At 44.5% G+C, this 712-nt stretch carries 1 protein-coding gene and 1 pseudogene; both read right to left on the reverse strand.

Annotated elements, in window-relative coordinates; translation table 11 throughout:
- On the reverse strand, positions 1-333 hold a 333-nt coding region (locus R7044_RS25470; RefSeq protein ID WP_225456029.1), incomplete at its 3' end, for an FtsW/RodA/SpoVE family cell cycle protein.
- Between the two features lie 18 nt (positions 334-351).
- Positions 352-712: pseudogene (gene murD / locus R7044_RS25475) on the reverse strand (UDP-N-acetylmuramoyl-L-alanine--D-glutamate ligase); the annotation flags it as partial.

Below are 712 nucleotides of genomic sequence, written 5' to 3' on the forward strand. Positions count from 1 at the left end.
TACTGACTTACCGGCAAGAAGTACAACAATCAGTAATCCAAATGAGACCCAAAGCAAGTAATGACTTTTCTTAAACCATTGCTCTAAAGGTACTTGAAGTATCACCGCAGAGGTCCCGATCGCCAACACTAAGAAGGTGGCATGACGCAACATGAAGTGGAACGGCTGATCGGTCAATCGTGAGCTGATTGGGAAAGACGCAGAGGTCACCATAATCAAACCAGTCAACATCAAACCCAACGCAATCCACACCAACTGGCGATCAAACAGCGCTTCTGGCGCAGGATGCTTAAGCCAATTACCAATGTTGTGTTTAACGTTACTTAAACCCACGAAACGAGTAACCTTTAGTTATGCATATTTCTGAGCAAGAACAGCAAATGCATCGCCTCTTGCCATAAAATTGTCGAATTGATCAAAGCTAGCACATGCGGGAGACAGCATCACCATATCACCAGATTTTAACTGCGAAGATATTTGTTGAATCACATCTTCCATGGTGTTGAAACGGATTGCTGACTCATGTAGTGGCATAAAATCATCGCCATCTAGGCCAAAACAGCACAGTTGTAGGTTAAGCGTTGCAAAGATCGGTTTTAATGGCGTGAAGTCCGCGCCTTTACCGACACCACCAACGAGCAGATAAAGTTTACCGGTCGACTCTAATCCTGATAGCGCAGCCATAGTGCTTGCGATATTAGTTGCTTTAGAG

The organism is Vibrio sp. 1402, assembly GCF_033340275.1.